General features: G+C 44.8%; 10 protein-coding genes. 4 read left to right on the top strand and 6 right to left on the bottom strand.

All coding sequences use genetic code 11. The annotated features are described in order from the left end of the window. Positions 1–10 precede the first annotated feature (10 nt). The 4 genes from HHL16_RS18990 to HHL16_RS19005 all read right to left on the bottom strand — a co-directional run bounded on the left by HHL16_RS18990 (position 11) and on the right by HHL16_RS19005 (position 7,303). The gene (locus tag HHL16_RS18990) at positions 11–1,444 is read right to left on the bottom strand and encodes a RagB/SusD family nutrient uptake outer membrane protein (protein ID WP_169426923.1); all 1,434 of its coding nucleotides are present in this window, start codon (positions 1,442–1,444) and stop codon (positions 11–13) included. Positions 1,445–1,479: 35 nt separating this feature from the next. After that, positions 1,480–4,971, bottom strand: a complete 3,492-nt coding sequence (locus HHL16_RS18995; protein ID WP_169426924.1) for a SusC/RagA family TonB-linked outer membrane protein — start codon at positions 4,969–4,971, stop codon at positions 1,480–1,482. A 294-nt stretch (positions 4,972–5,265) separates the two neighbouring features. Beyond that, entirely contained in the window at positions 5,266–6,498 is a 1,233-nt protein-coding gene (locus HHL16_RS19000) for a FecR family protein (RefSeq protein WP_169426925.1), read from the bottom strand. A gap of 214 nt (positions 6,499–6,712) precedes the next feature. Next, positions 6,713–7,303 carry a sigma-70 family RNA polymerase sigma factor gene (locus tag HHL16_RS19005; RefSeq protein ID WP_169426926.1) on the bottom strand — a complete coding sequence of 197 codons (591 nt, stop codon included), beginning with the start codon at positions 7,301–7,303 and terminating at the stop codon, positions 6,713–6,715. A 328-nt stretch (positions 7,304–7,631) separates the two neighbouring features. Here HHL16_RS19005 and ppsA point away from each other — a divergent pair, with 328 nt between their 5' ends. Next, positions 7,632–10,067 carry a phosphoenolpyruvate synthase gene (ppsA, locus tag HHL16_RS19010; protein WP_169426927.1) on the top strand — a complete coding sequence of 812 codons (2,436 nt, stop codon included), beginning with the start codon at positions 7,632–7,634 and terminating at the stop codon, positions 10,065–10,067. A 146-nt stretch (positions 10,068–10,213) separates the two neighbouring features. Here ppsA and HHL16_RS19015 read toward each other — a convergent pair whose 3' ends face one another. Together HHL16_RS19015 and HHL16_RS19020 are read right to left on the bottom strand one after the other, a co-directional pair. Continuing rightward, positions 10,214–11,464 carry a hypothetical protein gene (locus tag HHL16_RS19015; protein WP_169426928.1) on the bottom strand — a complete coding sequence of 417 codons (1,251 nt, stop codon included), beginning with the start codon at positions 11,462–11,464 and terminating at the stop codon, positions 10,214–10,216. Positions 11,465–11,472: 8 nt separating this feature from the next. After that, the gene (locus HHL16_RS19020; RefSeq protein ID WP_169426929.1) at positions 11,473–12,798 is read right to left on the bottom strand and encodes a DUF4270 family protein; all 1,326 of its coding nucleotides are present in this window, start codon (positions 12,796–12,798) and stop codon (positions 11,473–11,475) included. Positions 12,799–13,057: 259 nt separating this feature from the next. Here HHL16_RS19020 and HHL16_RS19025 point away from each other — a divergent pair, with 259 nt between their 5' ends. From HHL16_RS19025 to HHL16_RS19035, 3 genes are all read left to right on the top strand, one after another. Beyond that, the gene (locus HHL16_RS19025) at positions 13,058–14,089 is read left to right on the top strand and encodes a kelch repeat-containing protein (RefSeq protein ID WP_169426930.1); all 1,032 of its coding nucleotides are present in this window, start codon (positions 13,058–13,060) and stop codon (positions 14,087–14,089) included. 96 nt (positions 14,090–14,185) lie between these two features. Then, on the top strand, positions 14,186–15,619 hold the full coding sequence (locus HHL16_RS19030; protein WP_169426931.1) for a sensor histidine kinase: 1,434 nt from the start codon (positions 14,186–14,188) through the stop codon (positions 15,617–15,619). Next, entirely contained in the window at positions 15,609–16,319 is a 711-nt protein-coding gene (locus tag HHL16_RS19035; RefSeq protein WP_169426932.1) for a LytTR family DNA-binding domain-containing protein, read from the top strand. The genes HHL16_RS19030 and HHL16_RS19035 overlap by 11 nt, the downstream gene beginning before the upstream one ends. The last annotated feature ends 61 nt before the right edge of the window (positions 16,320–16,380 follow it).

Below are 16,380 nucleotides of genomic sequence, written 5' to 3' on the forward strand. Positions count from 1 at the left end.
GTATGGTTGATTAATAATCTTTGTTTTGCTGAAGGTTAGCATATCGAACATCCTGCAGTGGTAATGGAGATATTGCTTTATTACTTGGGTATTCAAGATTAGCGGCGCCTGAAATAAAAGCATCTTTTCTATGAACTCCCTGTTGCAATCTTTGAAGATCAAACATTCTTAAGCCTTCAAATGAGAGCTCTTTTCTTCTTTCTTTATAAATTGAATCAAGAAGAGCAGTACCAGTTGTTTCCAGAGGTACCCCCAGGGGATTGGCTCTTACTCTTATTGAGTTAAGTAATTCGCGGGAAGTTACCTCGTCTCCGGTTTTTGCTGCGGCTTCGGCAATTGTGAGAGCTACTTCGGAAGATCGGACTATGGTTTGATAATAGTCGCAAAATGGAGCAGGGTGTAGCTTGGCTACGCCAACCGGGTACTTGGTGACCACCCACATTCCATCTATTGACGTAACCCAGTTCAAACGGATGTCGTCTGGGTTTTCTGTAAGTATTTCTGTTATATCATTGGTTGCTGCGAATTGTCCGAACCTTAGATAAGCGCCCATAAAGGTTGCCCCTATTCCGGCACTGCCTTTGATGAAAACGGGCGATAATTGAAATAGAACCTCCGATTTGCCGGGAGCCTGAAGGGTAAACATTTTTTCAGGGTAACCGGCAGCAATTGACATCAGCGGAACCTTCTGATATACATCTTTTGCAAGTTTGAGGGCCATTGCATAATCTTGTTTGAACAGATATACTCTTGCGAGCAGGGCTTTGGCAGCAAGGTGATTCATCAATCTGGCGTCTGTAAATTGTTCGGGCATTAGCCTGATAGCTTCCTGCAGATCTGCAATTACACTGTTATAATTTTCTGCTACAGTGGCCCGTTGCATGGGTTTTGTAATATCTGAATTGGTAATGTATGGTATGCCAATATGAGTTGCATTTTCAGAATATGAGTAAGGTTGGGCAAAAATATTCATCAGTTTGAAATGAATCATTGCGCGCAATGCGTATACCTGGCCTTTCAGATTGTCAGATTTTTCAGAACCTTCATTTCTATATTTATTGATGTCTTCAATAACAAAATCGCAGGATCGAATGATCTGATAGCTTGATTGCCATTCACCATTCATTGCAGTAGAATTTGAGCTGACTGCATTTTCCGGATTGAGTTCTGCTTTTTGTGACCAGGAATAATGCGCCAGAAGATCGGGGTTTTCAAGGGAAACAGGCTTCACGTTGTCAGATACTATATCAGCATATAAGCTACCCAGGTTGCCCAAAAAATCTCTGTCGAGCATCAAATACACACCATTGACGAAATGCTCCATGGTATTAAGGTCTTTCACATAAGTTTGTCTGTTTAGGGAACTTGTATCTTCGAGTTCAACAAAGCTTTTGCTGCAAGACAAAAGACTCAGAATAAAGAAAAATAATATAAGCTGTTTCATTTTATTACTTTAGATCCAGAAAGATTGATTTGTAACTAAAAACCGACCATTGCTCCTATGCTGAATGAGCGTGCGAGCGGGTAAAGCAAAACGCTAGAGCCGAATGCGTTGATATTCTCGGGATCTCCGTTTGAGTATTTTGTCCATACAGCGAGGTTATTTCCCTGCACATACAATCTCAAAGAACTCATGTGAAGTTTGCTGATCATTTTTACCGGGAAAGTATAAGCTATATTAACATTCGACAATCTCAGAAAATCTCCATTATACAGGTATCTTGTTGAAGGCTCTCCGCCGTAATCAAATTCGAGACCAGGATAAGTGGGAATCTGCTTAACTCCATTCAGAAGCCGTCTGGGGTTGGGCGAGTTAGCACCGGTTTTTTTCCAGCGATTCTGTGCAGAGCTGATCTGATTCATATATGGCAAGGCTCCATCATTGATCAGTGTTCTGCCTGCTTCAAAATAAATTTCAGATCCATACTGATAATACAAGTTAAAAGAGAGTTCAAAACCTTTGTAGGTTAGTGTGTTGATCAGTGATCCAACTCCATCAGGTTGCGCATTTCCAACTATTTCTTTTTTAGCTGCCTTATAATCTTCGGTGGGTTTGCCACTGGAAGAATCTATCCATTGAGGTCTTCCGTTGCTGGGATTCACACCTGCCCATATAGGTAGATAGAAACTATTGTATTCTTTACCTACTTCGTTTACAAGATTACCATTGCCGAAAACTGTAAGGGAAGGGTAGAACGATTTGGTGAGTCTGTTTGTATTTTTACTCCAGTTTCCGGTAAGAGTCCAGCTGAAATCTCTTGTTCTAACCGGGGTAACGGAGAAACTCAGTTCAATGCCTTTATTTGAGATATCTCCAATATTGTCTGTGAATGTACTATATCCTGTTGCGCCTGGAATCAAAATATCATAGGCAATCAGGTTATTTGTTTTCCTGTTATAGAAATCAGCCTTAAGCATAACTCTATTGTCGAGCATACCTAATTCAACTCCAATGTTCATTGTTTTGGTAGATTCCCATTGAATACCAGGATTGGACGGGGAAGCACTTCCCTGAGTCCAGACCGCGGTAGATCCGAGATAATTGTAGATAACAAGGGGATCAAACCTGATTCCATCCGTGATTGCGGAAGAGTTGCCGGATGAACCGTAACTTCCACGGATCTTGAACAGATTCAACCACGGCAATGCTTTTTTTATGATTGGTTCTTCACTTACCAACCAGCCGGCTCCGACAGACCAGAATGTGCCGAATTTTGCATTCTTTCCGAATTTAGAAGCACCATCTGCGCGGATGCTTCCACTTAGAAAATATTTTTCTTTGTAACCATAAGAAAATTGTCCAAAATAAGAGAGGAGGGTTTGTCTGAATTTTTTACCAAAGGTCTGAATATTAGTACCTCCTTGTATTTCTTCAAGAGAAGGGTTAGACCCAAAGCCCTTGATATTAGAATTCAGATAGCGGTCAGTTTTAATTTGTGCTTCCTGACCGGCAAGAAGTTGAAGCTGGTGATTGGGGGCAATCTCTTGAGAAAAGAGCAAAGTGTTGGAATTGATCAGGCTTATTGATCTGTAGTTTTCATCAGTAATACGACCCAATCCTGCTGCTGTATCACCTTGAATAATAAAATCGGGATGGATCTTTTGCTTAGCCTCATTCAGGATAAAATTAAAGCCAACTTTAGAGTTGAAGGTAAGTGATTTGAAAGGAGTAATGCTTGCTGTTAACGCAGAAATACCTCCATAAGAAGTGTTTCTATTGATATTCTTTTCAGCGGCCGCTACAGGGTTGGGAAGCGAATTTCTTACACCCCCAATTCCATATCCCCAGATAAAGTTATTAATGTAGTTGCCATTCATATTTTTGATGGGGAGCAAAGGAGAAATGTACATTTCGGAACCAGTATTGTTACTGTAGTTCTGAACAGAATAAGCGAAGGAGGTATTCAATCCTAATTTGAACCAGGAGGCAAGCCTGTTTTCCACATTGAATCTCATTGATTTTCTGTCGAAATCAGTTTTGCTTACAATGCCGTTTTGTTTTGTGTATTCGAAGTTCAGATAGAAAGTAGTCTTTGCTGTACCTCCTGATATGTTGAGTTCATTCGATGTGGTGATCGCGCGATTATCATAGATTGCATCGATCCAATTGGATGCCGGATAAAAACTTGTGTCGCCAGGTGATTTTACAATGGTTGGAAATTTCTTATATAGGTCTGTTCTGATACTGTCATCAGAAGCAGTAGGGAAGGAGTTCCGGTAAGTTTCCATTATCATGTCGAGATACTGTTGCTGATTTAAGACCGAAGTGTTTTTTTCTATTCTGGTGGAAATATCAGTCTGATGTCTAAAGTTGTAATTGGTTTTACCTGCTTTACCTTTCTTGGTGGTCACAATTATTACACCATTACTTGCTTTAGAGCCATATAGTGATGCGGCAGCGGCATCTTTCAATACAGATATGCTTTCAATATCCGATGGATTAATCAATGACATCGGATTTGTTACTGAAGGGCGTCCCTGGTTTTGCATCGAACTCGAACCCATAGGGTCCTGGGTTACGGGCACTCCATCAATAACTATAAGTGGATTTCTGAACGTTTCACCAAAAAGAGGATTTCCACCCGTAGCTACTCCTCTCAGAACAAAATTAGCCGGAGCTCCACCGGGCTGGCCTGATCCGTTCGTAACTACCAACCCCGGTACTAAACCTTGTAAGCTTTTATCAAAACTTCTGTTAGGTAATGTTTGTATTTGCTCGCCCTTTACAACTGAAACTGCTCCGGTATTGGCTCTCTGGGTGGTGCTGTTGTATGCTACCACAATTGTCTCGTTCAGATTGTTTGGTGCAACTTTTAGATTCACCCTGATTTCTTCATTCTTTTTTACCGCTACTACAGCTGGTTCATAACCGATGCAGGATATCAGCAATGTAGTATTTAACGGTACATTTGTTAGAATGAAATCTCCTTTGTTATCAGTTGATGTTGCTGCTTTTTTGTTTTTTGCAACTACGGAAGCCTTGGCAATTGGTATTGACTGATCATCCGTAATAGTACCTCTGATTGTCATCAATGCAGCTTCACTTTTATTTCTCGCCGTATCCGAATATGTTTCCTTTTCTTCCCCCTTCTTCCTCACCACCACAATCTTATCCACTATACTATACGTCACCGGCTGATCCTTAAAACAAATATTCAACACATGCTCCAGACTCGCATCCTTCACATCGATACTGAGCTTCTTCGTCTCACGCATCATTTCATTATTATACACAAACGCATACTGCGTCTGCTTCTGTATCTCTTTAAAAAGCTCCTGAAGTGTAGTGTTCTTTTTCGATATGGTAATTTTGGGTGCCGGTTCCCCTGCAGATAATTTCATGCTGAGCAGCATGCTGCAGCTAACTGCCAGCAACAGTTTTAAAACCGGAATAATCAATTGAGAATTGCTACGAGCTGAACCTGGTGGAGAGGCACTAGCCTCCATTGCCGGACAGGTGATGCGGCCCATCACGAACTTGTTGAGTTGCATGTAAAGGAATGTTAACCGGAATAACCTCTTTAGTCTCTTCCGGGTGGTTAAGAAAATAGTATGTAACGTCAATAAAAAAACGAAGAAGTCATTCCCAATTGAGTGTTGGATAAGTGTTGGGCGATATAATAATCTCCCCTGTGGATGCTCACGCGAATACATGAAGGTGGTTTAATGGTTGATGGCGGCAAGAATCGCGAGCTGATCCTAACTTCTTCTTAATGTTGCATCGGTATTGATGTTCTATACCTCTGTTCTCAGGTGCTGAGACCTTTACTGCTGAACTGTTATACTGTTACTGGATTTGTCGATAATGAATTTCACCGATCCCGTCATTTCCATTACCTCTAAGAGGCGGCTGACCGGAATATCGCGGGACAGGTTCAATGAAAAGTGGCTTCCCTTATCTGTTCCTCTGTAGATCACTTTCAGTGAATACCAGCGGCTCACTTCTTCCATGATCTCTTTCAGGCCGGCATTATTGAAATTGAACATGCCATTCACCCAGGCCACTGATTCTTCCGTGTCGATACTGTTTACACTGAGCGCCGTACTTCCTTCCTGAATGGCCTGCTGGCCGGGAGAGAGCAGGGCTGTGGCTCCTGAGAGACTCACTACTTTCACTTTTCCTTCTGTAAGAGTAGTTCGTAATACAGTGTCATACGCACGTATATTGAAATGTGTTCCTTTTACTTCGATGGTGGATACCGGTAAACCTTCCGCCGATTGAACGTTTACATTGAATGGCACTCTCGTTTTGCTGTCCTTCGCATACATGGGCGCGATCTCGAAATATCCTTCGCCTTTCAATGTTACATTTCTCACTGTTCCGTCGAATGCGATGGGATAGCGAAGGCTCGATTGTGCATTCAGCCACACCTGGCTTCCATCGGGGAGCATTACACGGTACCTGCCGCCGGTGGGCGTGCTGATGGTATTGTACATCGATGTTTCGTTCTGCACATTGTCTGCCGTGTAATGATATTCCAGTTTGCCATCGGCGGTTTTGGTGATGGATACAGATTGCTGCATCATCAACTGACCATTGGTGGTAGTATCCAGAATAACTTTTTGTCCATCTGCCAGTGTGAGTACAGCCTTGTCTGTGCCGGGCTGTACATCTGTGGGTTGAACTTTGGCAGCGATGGTGGAATGATCGGTGCGGGGTTTGAAAACAAAATACAAAGTGGTACAGGCTACAAGGGTAATCACTGCAGCAACTGCTGCGTATTTTCTGAAACGATTAGGGGAGTGTTCAACAACGGGGGCTGGCTGAAGTTCGGGTATCTGTGCCGAGATCATCTGCCAGATCTTTTGTTCATCTGCTTCACGATACAAACTGCTCAATTCTCCAGAACGTATTTGTTCTACTACAGATAAGAAGTAGGCCTCATTGCCGGGCGAAGCCTGCAGCCATTGCTGCAGCTCAGCTTCCTGTTCTTCAGTAAGCTTATTGCTGATATAGGCATAGATAAGGTTGGCAATGTTGCCTGCTTGATTGCTCATGCTGCTGATCCGTTTTTTGTTCTGAGATATTTACGCCAGGCTTTCATGTGTTCTGCTACTATATAAAACCCAAACCTGTAAGTTTTGCCCACTGGGCTGGAGGATATTTTAGAAGAAAATTCAGAGATATTTTTCGGGTAATGATTTCGTAACCTTCCCGTAATAATTGAGGATTTTTTTAATGCGAACTTGATCAGCATCATCTTTTATGATACTATCTGCTCCATAGTTGTAATAAAAAAACTACAGCGCCTGTAAGGATGTAAGAAACCTTATTCACCATTCTGTTGCGGAGTATCTGAATGGCGTTCGCTTTCTGATTGCGCACTGTTTTGGCAGTGATCTGCAATTGCCCTGCTATCTCTTTTTCTGTGAGTCCCTGTAAGAACATCTGCAATATTCTTTTTCGTTGCGGAGCCAGTTCTTCAATATCCGAATGCATCAGCTGCAACAATTCTGTGGTGATCTCATGATGAAAAACTTCCACCGAATCTTCCTGCAGATAATGCAGTTCTTTTTGCGAATTGGATAACTGTTGACTGGTACGAAGGCTATTGAAACATGCATTTCTTGTAGCAATAAATAGAAATGCTTTTACATTGGACATGGTATTGAAGTCTGCACGCTTATTCCAGAGTTTTACAAAACAGATGGAAATGATATCCTCTGCTTCCTGCTGTGGAACGAGCTTGCGGGCGAAATAATATAACCCGCGGTAATATTCTTTATAGAGAGTATTGAATGCGCTGGTATCGCCATTATTGAAGGCACGCATCAGTTGATCGTTGCTACTTGCATTTTCCATCAGGCCGTTCTTTAGGGAAAAAATATGTTGGAATCAAAACCTTAGTAAACCGGGCGTAAAGGGCAGAGTATTGAATATAACGAAAAACAATATATCAGAACTTACCGATGTGAAATTAGAAACAGAATGCCTTTCTTCCAAAATTGCTGTATTGTTTTATTGCTAACAAACCTTTGCGCTTTTGCACAGGTTATGCACGGCTACTTTCGTGTGAACTGAACACATTATAAAAATTTATTGACTGATTTCACCGCATTGCTAACGTACGTTAATTACTTTTGGGCCGCCAAACAGATCCTGCCACCAGACAATCAATTTTATTCAGCAAATGAAACCAACCAGCAGTATTCTCCTATTGCATGAAGTGGGCATTAACGACATTGAACTTGTCGGAGGAAAAAATGCTTCACTGGGCGAGATGCTTCAAAACCTCACCAAACTTGGTGTTAACATCCCCGGAGGTTTTGTAATCACCGTGAACGCCTACAACGAGTTTATCAAATTCAACAATCTCGATTCAACCATCCGGGCTCTGGTGAAAGAGATCGATTACAACAATGTAGAATCGCTTCGCCGTGCAGGTTTGCAGGTGCGCAATCTTGTGCGCAACTCCAAGTTCCCTCCGGAACTTGGTCAGCAGATCATCGAAGCGTATTACACGCTCTCTGCAAAGTACGATCAGCAGAGTACCGATGTAGCCGTTCGTTCTTCTGCCACTGCAGAAGATCTGCCGGATGCTTCCTTTGCCGGTCAGCAGGAGACTTACCTCAATGTGCGTGGACCTGCCGCACTGATCGATGCCGTTCGCAACTGCTTCGCATCGCTCTTCACAGACCGCGCCATCAGCTATCGCGAGACTTTCAACTACGATCATTTCCAGGTTGGCCTTTCTGTATGCGTACAGAAAATGGTTCGCTCCGACCTCGGCAGCTCCGGCGTAGCTTTCTCGCTCGATACCGAAAGCGGTTTCAAAGATGTGATTGTGATCAACGGCTCTTACGGCCTCGGTGAAATGGTTGTACAGGGTAGCGTTTCTCCCGACGAATTCATCGTGTACAAACCAACTCTCAAGAAAGGATTCAAATCCATCATCGAAAAGAAACTGGGCGTAAAAGACCAGAAGATGGTGTATGGCGATGATCCTGACGAACGCGTTCGCATCATCCCAACAGAACGCTCTGCACAGTACCGTTTCTGTCTCACCGATGAAAACATTCTCAAGCTCTCCAGCTGGGTAGCCATCATCGAAGATTATTACACCAGCATCAAAAAACATTGGTGCCCTATGGACGTGGAATGGGCGCTGGACGGCCTTTCACAGGAGCTCTTCATTGTACAGGCACGCCCCGAAACCATCCACAGCCGCAAAAAGCACAACACCATCACCGAGTATGTGATGAAGAACAAACCTGAAGATGCCAAACCCATCGTTAAAGGTATTGCCGTTGGTGATAAGATCGGCGCCGGCAAAGTGTGCATCATGTACTCTCTCGACAAACGCGTTGAAGAAGGGCATGAGTTCAAAGAAGGCGATGTGCTTGTTACCGACATGACGGATCCCGACTGGGAACCGATCATGAAGAAAGCATCGGCCATCGTAACCAACAAAGGAGGAAGAACCTGTCACGCTGCGATTGTTGCACGCGAAATGGGTGTGCCTGCCATCGTTGGTTGCGGCAACGCTACTGAAGTTCTGCAGGAAGGACAGGATATCACCGTTTCCTGTGCAGAAGGGGACGAAGGTTTGGTGTACAACGGAAAAATCGACTTCGAAGTAACCGAAACATCCCTCGAAGATCTTCCGCAAACGGAAACGGCCCTGATGCTGAACGTGGCATCTCCGTCACTGGCTTTCCGTTTCTCGCATATCCCGAACCGTGGGGTAGGGCTTGCGCGCGAAGAGTTCATCATCAACAACTACATCGGCGTTCACCCGCTGGCGCTGCTGAAGCACCGCGAACTGAACGATCCCGAACTCACCCGCACCATCGAAAAGGTTACCAAAGGATATCAGAACGAAGAAGAGTTCTTCATTAATAAACTCTCTTACGGCATCGCAAAAATTGCGTCTGCCTTCTATCCCAACAAAGTGATCGTTCGTTTCTCCGACTTCAAGAGCAATGAGTATTTCAATCTGCTCGGTGGTAAATATTTTGAACCGCACGAAGAGAATCCGATGATCGGATGGCGCGGTGCATCACGCTACTACTCCGAAAGCTACAAACCCGCATTCGGACTGGAATGCAGAGCCATCAGCCGCGTTCGCGAAGAGATGGGCCTTACCAATGTAGTGGTGATGATCCCGTTCTGCCGCACAGTACCCGAACTGATCAAAGTGAAAGCCACCATGAAAGAGTTCGGACTGGAACAAGGCAAAGACGGACTGGAGATCTACCTCATGGCAGAGCTTCCTTCGAACATCCTCATGGCAAAAGAATTTGCTGAGCATATCGATGGTTTCTCCATCGGATCGAATGATCTTACACAGCTCACACTTGGTCTCGACCGCGATTCTGCACTCGTTGCACATCTCTACGACGAACGCAATGATGCAGTGAAACGCATGATCAGCATGCTCATCGATACCGCCAAAGCCTGCAAGGTGAAAGTTGGTATCTGTGGACAGGGACCTTCCGACTTCCCCGACTTTGCACAGTTTCTCGTAGAACGCGGCATCGACAGTATCTCTGTTACGCCCGATTCTGTGATCAAAACTATCAAAGCTATCAGCGCCATCGAATCGAAAGCTGTACCTGCGCGCTAAGCACGGTATGCTGCCTGATAAAAAAAATGAACCCCGCAGCTGTGAAAACAGCGCGGGGTTTCTTAATTCCAAACTGCTGCAAGTGGTCGCACGAACATTCATCTGCATTGAATGATCAGTTGCCTCCGGCGGATATGAGAAAATGCTTAATCGTACTTTCTTCCTTTGCTGTATATGAACTCCCTGAAAGAAAACCTGAAGCTCAGCTGCACATAATTCTCGCGCACCAGATTTTTAACAGTGGTTCCGCGTTTGCCTACTTCGAGTGCAAGGCCGTAACTCATTTTGCCTGCCAGATAGCTGCCATAGCCAATACTCACGCCAAATTCATCGATGGGTGTGTTGTTTACCTGCAAATAACTTTTGTTGAAGAATGCTCCGGTTTGGACATAACTTTTTTCCCATTGCATATCCCAGCGTTCTACCATATTGGAGAACTGTATGCCTGCAGCAAAACGATGGCTGTTGATGGTGCTCCAGTTGCGGCCCTTCATCGGATCTGTTCCCCATCCCTGAAATGAATAATCCGCACTGTAGGTAACCTGGTTCTTATTAATGAGCGAAAACCCGATATCCGCACTCATAGGGAGTTCTATCTGATCACTTTCATATACTTCGTCCTTTCTGATGATGGAGCTGCCTTGCTGAATCATCATGCTTCTTTCTCTGTTGAGTGATGTGCCGGCTGCAAATTTTCCGCCCAGCGAGTATTTCCATTTCTTGCCGAGATTGCCGAATACGATGGCTCCGTATTCGAACCTGATCTTGCTGTAGTAATCTTTTCTTTTTGTTTCTATCGGATCATCGCCTACGGGTGTGTGCAATATTTCGTCCTGATTTATGGAGCCGGAAAAGATGGATGTGCGCAAGCCCAATGCCAGGTGTTTTCCTACATTGAATGCGTTATTGATGTTAACGTTGAATATGCCGCCATCGCCTTCGTATAAAGCATCATATTGTTTGTCGGATCCTTCGATGGTGAGTTTGGTACGATAGGCATAGTTCACATAGCTGAACGGCATCAGGCTTACACCGGCAGACCAGACCTTGTTGAACTTTGTTGCGACGGAAAAATTCTTGATGAAGAAATCCTGTCCTTTACTGTTGTCGGTATTGATGGGTTCGCCCGCAAACGTGATGCTCCTTGCAACAAATGTGGCATTGCCTAAAACAAAACTTCGTTCAAGGCCGGCCATGGAAGCGGGGTTCTTGTTGAGCAAATGAAAAGGCGTACTCATCATGCCTGTGCCTGAATTGGCCATGCCCGATGTTTTGTCGTAGTTCCGGTGTTCGAGGTCTCCGATCACATAAGTGGAGTATGGTGAATTTACCGATTGTGCTGTACTGTATTGTGCCGAAAAAATCAATAGAACCATTCCGATGGTGCTGCTTCGCATAATGATGTTTATTGGGTAGTTGTCAATACGGTGAGTTTCAGAACTGATTTCCATCTCGGATGTTCATGCGTGCCAAGGATGGAGCGGTTGAGAAGCAGGCCTGTACCCGGACTTTCCTCCATCAGAAACATGCCTGGTTTTAATTGTCCCGTATACGATAATAATCCGGTGAGGTAATACGTGAGGTCGAATGTATAGTTGGTATTGAGATGATACTGGTTGTCGATTTGCGGCCAGGCTACCAGTGCATTTTTCCCGTCGCTCACCTGCTGACCGGTAATATTGGTTTCGTCTGTGTGTGCCAGATAGAGCGATTTCGACAAGGGGAAATCATATGGGTCGAAGGTGTTTTCGATTGGCCTGAGTTCCAGTTTTGCATCGAGCAGCTTCACTGTTTTTCCCAGCGATTTGATGTTTTTCAGGCTGGGGAAGGTGATCTTCGTCATCACGCCGGTTCCTGTTTGTGTGAAAACATAGGGGTATTCTTCCGAAGGGAAATATTCTTCCTGTTCGTCGTACATCTTTTTCAGCGGGGTTTTGCTGCGATCGGTGATCAGTTGATTGAACTGATATTCCGGACGGGTAAGCCTGAATTCGATGGTTTGTTTTACAGGGTAGGGGTCGTAAGTGGTGTAATGCAGTCGCATCATGGTACCGCTGTCTGTTTTGAAAGCAAATACGGCGCCTTTGTCATTGTCGTTCACCCGAATGGTGATGCCTCTGAAATAATTGAGAAAACCATCATCGGTTTTGAACTCGGCAGCTTTGTCGCGTATCTTCTGAAAGAATTCATTGGCCTTATCGCTCCGGATGCGGAAGAGCAGCGAATCGCTGCTGGGGCTGATGGTTCGTGTAACACTGCCCAGTGCATTCGGCAACCAGGGAAAAGAAGTGGTGTTGTACATATTACTGCCCAATGGAAATTCACTGATCTCTTCCATCTCATAGGCAGAAAAAGTAAGTGGTTTGGAAGTATCGCCATACCAATGGTTTTTCGCCTGCAGCACAAGTACCAGCGAATCGAACCTTGCATCTTCGGGGATCTCGGCATCTTTTGCAGAGGCAGGCAGTTCTACATTGAAATACGTTTGTGCGGAGGTAGGTCCCATCAACGGATCATCGCAGCGGCCGATGAACATAATCTTGTTGCCCGAAGTAGGAAATGAATCCAGCACCAGGGTTGAGAAGAAAGGAGTTACGGTATCGATGTACAGAATGCGGCTTACACTATCGGGCAGTTCTGCTCCGAATTGTACTTCCTTTTTGTTGCAGGCTGTTATCAGAAAACTGCAGATCACTAAGCAGATCAGGGTCTGGCGGAATAGTCGGTTCATGCGCTAAGGCTCATTTCCGCACAATTTATCCGGCAGACACCGGTGGATTTTGTTATTATATATCAGCCTGATAAAATAATCGGCAGAATGCCTTTTTATCTCTTTCAGCATCCAAATCACCTGTTGTGTGAAGGCTGTTAACCAGCAGGATTTTCTCCCGGAGACAAAAAGCGCGCATTAGTCGATTCCATCTTCTATACTATCTATTTTATCAACTTTTTTGAAAACTCCCCCAATACTTTTAGTGAAAATTATACAAATGAGACTATTGGCTTTCCTGTTCATGTTATCTAGCCCTCTGTTGTTTTCCGGCTGTACAAAAAGTACTGATAGCGAAGATCTTGTTGGTAACTGGAAATCAAGCGATGTATTCAGAGGCGACCCAAGAGGTGAGGCCGTATCATTTGTAATCAACGATAAGGCATATGTTGGCAGCGGATACTTTGGCACACTGGCCGATTACTCCGATGCTTTTTTCAAGTATGATGTAGATCGCGGCAACTGGGAGCCCGCGAGAAATCCATTCCCCGGAGGCAAGATCTATGGCGCTTCTGCATTTGTTGTTGGAGGCAAAGCCTATATCGTTGGAGGATACGATCAAACCTTGAAAAAAGCAGTGGATGATGTTTGGGAATTCGATCCCGTTGCAGAAACCTGGACTGCCAGGAACAAATTCACCGGCGGTGCGCGTCACGATGCTGTTGCATTTACGCTCGATAACAAAGGTTATATCGCCACCGGTGCCTTGGGCAACGAAAAAGGTGCGCTGTCCGATTGCTGGGAATACGATCAGGTAAACGACCGATGGGAAGCGGTTGGTTCTGTAAAAGGGAACAAACGCTCCGACGCAGTTGCCTTTGTAATAAATGGAAAAGCCTATATCTGCGGGGGCAAAAGCAATCTCACTGCGCTGAACGATCTGCAGGTGTACGACCCCAAAGAAAAGAACTGGGTGCAACTCAACAAAACCACCGATGCAACGGACGAAAGCTTTGATGATGATTACGACAATATCGCCAGATGGTCGGCTGTGGTATTCAATATCGATAACAAAATCTACCTCACTACCGGCAGCAATGGCGGATTGCTCAACAATACATGGGAGTACGATGCCGCAACGGACCGCTGGACGGAGAAAACAGGTTTCGAAGGTGTTGGCCGCACAGGCGCTGTAGCATTCACGCTCAAGAATCGCGGCTTTGTGCTCACGGGAATGAGCGGTTCCGCGAGGTTCGACAATATGCTGGAGTTCAAACCCAACGACGAACAGAACGACGACGATAACTACTAACCCGCATTTGTTATAGATAAGATAAAAAAGCGGATTTGGCAGGCGACTGCATTTTTACAATGCATCGCCTCGCTAAATTGGCGTCTCAATTCTATCATGAGAAAAGACAGTGCGCTGGATGTATTCAATTATGTGTTGGGTTTCAAGCCTGCAAAAACGGTGGTGCACCGTCTGCTGATCATTTCACTGCATATACTTGGTTGGGGATTATTCCTCACTATGCCTTTGCTGATCTATCGCATCGAAATTCTCGATACCTATTTTCTGTATCGTGAGGTGATCAACAAAGTATTTCTGATTCTGTTATTTTACTTTCATTACTATTTCCTTATCCCGCGTTTCTTTCAGAAGAAGCGTTACGGAAAATATTTTCTCTTTGTTTTTGTATCGCTGTTTGTGATCTGCATTCAGCAGCTGGTTCTCGAATCGGTTATTCAGCAAAAGTTCAGAGGCAGAATGGGGATGGTGCTCAAAGCTGGCCCAAACAGATTGTTCCATCGGCTTTCGCCTGTGGGAAAGTTGCAGATGGCGCCCATGGTGAGCATTTTTTCAAAAGCGCCGGATAGTGCCACCATACATATCGATTCGATGCCGGGTTATTCGGAAACAATAGCATATCGTTCTCCCGGAGAAGCGCCGGAAAAAGATACGGTGTTTGTTACGTCGCAGAGTATGCCGGCGGTGCCTGCCACGGCGGGTGTCGCACCCCGATATTTTGAAAAGCACGTAATGGGTGCGGGGCCTGTGATGCGGACTGCCGGTTTTGCTGTGGCAGATGAGATCAGTTCAATCCGGGTGTTCGGATCTGATATTCCACTCATGGCATTGCCATTGCTGTTGATGGATACGCTTACCTCTGCCATCATCATTTTACTGATCAGCGGATTTATCAAACTGGCAAATTCATTGCTGATCAGCGAAAAGCAAAAGAAGATCCTCGAAACCGAAAGACTGAATGCAGAGCTGAACTTTCTGAAACTGCAGATCAATCCGCATTTTCTGTTCAATACGCTCAACAGCATTTATTCGCAGGCGCATCTGAAAAGTGAAGAAACGGAATACTCCATTCTCAAGTTCTCGCAGATAATGCGATATGTGCTGTACGATACAGGAACAGAGAAGATCTCTCTGAAAAAAGACCTCGAATATGTGAGCAATTACATCGATCTTCAGAAATTGCGGTTAAGCAAGAACGTTACCGTTAAGTACGAAGTGAAGGGGCATACCGATCACCTGCTGATTGCACCTCTGTTACTGATCACTTACATTGAAAATGCATTTAAACATGGCGTGAGCTATACCATCCCTTCCGAGATCAGAATCGGCATCGACGTGATCGGCAATACACTGCTGTTCACGGTAAGCAATGCCATCACTGCTGCGCGTCAGACGGGGCGCGAAGGAGTGGGGCTGATCAATGCCCGGAGGAGGCTGGACGTTTTATATCCCGGCAGGTATATGCTGGATGTGGTAGACAATCAATCCCTCTACATTGTTAACCTCAAAATCGATTTGGACCATGAAAATTAACTGCCTCATCATCGATGATGAACCCTGGGCGCTCGATCTGATGGAAGACTTTATCCAGAAGATACCGTACCTCAGGCTGGTAGCCAGATGCGAGGGGCCGATAGCAGCCCGCCCGTATTTTGATAAGGAGGAAATTGATCTCATCTTTCTCGACATCAGAATGCCCGATCTTTCGGGCACCCAATTTCTGAAAACGCTGAACAAGAAACCATCGGTGATATTCGTAACTGCCTACAACGAATTTGCGGTGGAAGGTTTTGAACTCGATGCCGTGGATTATCTGCTGAAACCCGTACCCTTCGACCGCTTTGTTGGTGCGGTGAGCAAAGCATATGAATACATCAGTTATCGGAAGAACAGCAGAAGCCAGCAGCAGAACGATGATTTTCTATTCATCAAAACCTCCCATAAGATCCAGAAGATATTTTATGAGGATATTGTGTATCTCGAAGGACTGAAAGATTACACGCGCATACATCTCTCTGGCAGCCGCAAGCCCGTAGTAACTTTACAGACGCTTAAATATTTCGAGAGCAGATTGCCGGCTTCCAGCTTCATCAGAATACACCGCTCGTATATCGTATCGCTGAGAAAACTGGATACCGTTTCGCGCAAAACCGTTTTTCTGGGCGATACCGAGCTGCCCTGCAGTGAGCATTACCGCAATGTTCTGTATACCCTCATTGGAGAAAAACTCTGAAAATCAAACTGTTATTGTACTCCCTCATATCAAGGATGGTATTGATATGTTAAAAAATCCT

This window comes from Pseudoflavitalea sp. G-6-1-2, from assembly GCF_012927185.1.
Taxonomy (GTDB): Bacteria; Bacteroidota; Bacteroidia; order Chitinophagales; family Chitinophagaceae; genus Pseudobacter.